Here is a 2,765-nt window from a genome sequence, read left to right as displayed (position 1 = left end):
CTGTGGACCCGGTTCCTGCTGGTGATCTTCTTCATGGCCGTCATGGCGGTGGGCCGCCGCCAGCTCCTCGACATCTCGTCGCGGTTCGCCGATTCCACCCTGCAACGTCTCGAAGGCGGCCAGATCGGTGGGGCGCACGGTGCCACCTGGGTCCGCCCCTACCAGGCTGGCGGGATCACCGGCCTCGGCGTCACACACACCGTCAGGCAAACCACAGCCGACATCCCCGCTCGGCCCCGCAGGAAGCAAGGTCAAGCCCCGGCACTGGCAGGCGCCGCGTGGCGGCAGGCTCAGCGGAGGACCTCAGTGTGAGCTGGCACGTCGTCGCCAAGGTCGCGGTCAGTGTCGCCAAGCGAAAGCTCGCCGAGAAGGCCGCCGAGCGCAGCATGAATCTCGGACTCAAACGGGTCATCATCGGTGTCGGGATCGTCTCGGTACCCGCAGCGCTGATCCTCCTCGTGCTCGCCCTCGGTTTGGCGGCCGTCGTCGCCGGTGGACCTGCGGCCGCTGCGGGCGGGGCGCTCGGCATCCGCCCGGTGATGTTCTCCGCGTATGTCGCCGCCGAGAGCAATGCCCCGAGCGTCGCCGAAGGCTGTGTCGTCGACTGGCCGATCATCGCCGGCATCTGGAAGGTCGAATCCAACCACGCCACCTACCGGGGCCGCACCGTCACCCCCGACGGCATCGTCACCCCTCCGCTGTACGGGATCACCCTGGACGGCTCCGAGCCCGACACCGCCACCGTCCCCGACACCGACGACGGCCTCCTCGACGGCGACCCGACCTGGGACCGAGCTGTCGGTCCCGCGCAATTCCTCCCCGGATCGTGGCGTGCCTTCGGACAGGACGGCAACGCCGACGGCACCAAGGATCCGCAGAACGTGTTCGACGCCGCGCTCGCCACCGTCGCCCACCTTTGTCTCACCGCCCCCGGCGACTACACCAACCCCGACGACCTCGCCGGAGCGCTCCTCCGATACAACAATTCGGCCGAATACGTAGCCACCGTCGCCGGCTGGATCGACTACTACCGGTCCTTCCAATTCACCGGCGGTGTCGTCCTCGCCAACGGCCTGTACGCCTTCCCGCTGCCCGTCAGCACAGTGACCGTCGACGAGATCCGCAGGAGTCACCACGACTACCCCGCCTCTGACCTCGGCGTACCCGAAGGCACACCCGTCTACGCCGCCCACCCCGGCACCGTCAGCAACGTCTACGAGCCATGCTCCTCCTGCAAGTGCGGCTGGGGAGTCACGATCACCGGTCTCGATAGCCATCGCTACACCTACTGCCACGGCACCCAAGTCAACATCGAGCCCGGAGCCGAGGTCACACCTGGACAGCTGATCATGACGTCGGGCAACACCGGCAACTCCGAAGCCCCGCACCTCCACCTCCAGATCCGCAACCCCGACGGTGCACTCATCTGCCCACAACCCCTCCTCGAAGCCTGGTGGAACGGGATCGGGCTCAACCCCGCCACTGCACCCACGAGCGGCTGCACCCACTGACAGGAACCCACATATGACACCCGTCCAACCCCAGCCGGTCGACCCGACCGAGATTCTCAGCAGGCAGCGGATCGCCACAGCCTTCGCGGCCTTAGCGGCCTCCTACGATGGCCCTTCCGATGCCTCGCTCCAACTCGACGAAGAAGAGCGAGGGAGCATCGCCCACGTCCTCAACGGGAGCTCGCATCCGCTCGGTGGGTTCGCCCAGACGGTGCTCGACCAATGGGACCAACTGGATGCCGATGATCGGGTCGCGGGACTTCTCCTCTTCGCCGAGATCGTCAACCGACCCCACCGGCAACGGGCTGTCAGCCAGGGGGTGGAAAGGTGAGCCACACATGTGTGAGCTGCGACGTCGAGACTCGCCTCACCGCGCAAGGATTGTGTGAGTCGTGCCGTGACGATCTACGGTTCGTCGTCCGGCCCGCCGCCCACCGTGAGGCCTACCGGCGCAGAGTCGCAGCCGAAGCCGGGTTCCGGGAAGAGATGGAGCGACTCGGGGTGGTCATCATCACCAGCGTTCCCGACGACAACAGCCTCTGGATCTGCGATCTGTGCAACAGCCAAATCCCCGCCGACGGTGAATACACCCTCATCCCACTGCTCGGAAGCCATGCCCTCTGCGCGCCTTGTGCCGCCACCATCCCCTACTGGCCCGACGGATGGACCCAACCCACCCCGCGCGCCTGCCGGTGTGGAGCCTGCCAAAGCCCACTCTTGCGCACCCTCATCACCGAACCACGCGATCGACACCAGACGGCACGGCAACGGGGCATCGAACGATGACCCCCCCGGCGCCGAACAGTCCGGACGGTGAGAAGGCCCTCACCATGGTCACCGGCGGCCTGGTGGCCGCCTGCCTGGTGGTGTGGACCGCTGGCCAGGTCGCCGCCCTCCTCTGGAACGGCACCTGGCCGCCCGTTCCCCTCTCCGAGAGTCCACGTATCCTCTGGAAACTCGTCGCCAGTCCGGCCATTCCTACCGAAGCCTGGCCACCGGCAGCCGCCCCGGCGCTCCCGGGGCCACTCCCCTACTACGGCACGCTCATCTTCCTCGTGGCGGTTCTGATTGCCATCGGTGCGATCGGCTACCGCTGGCACGACCAGAATCGGAACTCCTCGAATGGCAAGTCAGCCCGATGGGCCAAACCCCGAGACCTCAAACCCCTCCTGATCCGCCGACCCCAGCCAGGACGTCTCACACTCGGCACCGTCCACCGACGACTCATCGCCACCGAAGCCCAACACTCCGTCG

General features: G+C 67.1%; 5 protein-coding genes. All 5 read left to right on the top strand.

Annotated elements, in window-relative coordinates; genetic code table 11:
- Positions 1–312, top strand: a 312-nt coding sequence (locus P1T08_18665; protein MDF1598096.1) for a hypothetical protein, incomplete at its 5' end; no start/stop codon positions are given.
- Positions 309–1,511 carry a peptidoglycan DD-metalloendopeptidase family protein gene (locus P1T08_18660; GenBank protein ID MDF1598095.1) on the top strand — a complete coding sequence of 401 codons (1,203 nt, stop codon included), beginning with the start codon at positions 309–311 and terminating at the stop codon, positions 1,509–1,511. The genes P1T08_18665 and P1T08_18660, both read left to right, overlap by 4 nt.
- Positions 1,512–1,524: 13 nt before the next feature.
- Positions 1,525–1,842, top strand: a complete 318-nt coding sequence (locus P1T08_18655; GenBank protein ID MDF1598094.1) for a hypothetical protein — start codon at positions 1,525–1,527, stop codon at positions 1,840–1,842.
- Positions 1,839–2,297, top strand: a complete 459-nt coding sequence (locus P1T08_18650) for a hypothetical protein (GenBank protein MDF1598093.1) — start codon at positions 1,839–1,841, stop codon at positions 2,295–2,297. Before P1T08_18655 ends, P1T08_18650 begins: the two co-directional genes overlap by 4 nt.
- The coding region (locus tag P1T08_18645) for a hypothetical protein (GenBank protein MDF1598092.1) at positions 2,294–2,765 on the top strand (472 nt) is incomplete at its 3' end. The genes P1T08_18650 and P1T08_18645, both read left to right, overlap by 4 nt.

This window comes from Acidimicrobiia bacterium, assembly GCA_029210695.1.
In the GTDB taxonomy this organism is placed as follows: Bacteria; Actinomycetota; Acidimicrobiia; order Spongiisociales; family JAHEDJ01; genus JAHEDJ01.
Note: the sequence above shows the minus strand (reverse complement) of the source record. Positions and strands in the feature narration are given on the sequence as shown.

Excerpts from the sequence above, each read along its gene's own strand:
- P1T08_18655 (MDF1598094.1), top strand. The coding sequence starts at position 1,525 with ATGACACCCGTCCAACCCCAGCCGGTCGACCCGACCGAGATTCTCAGC.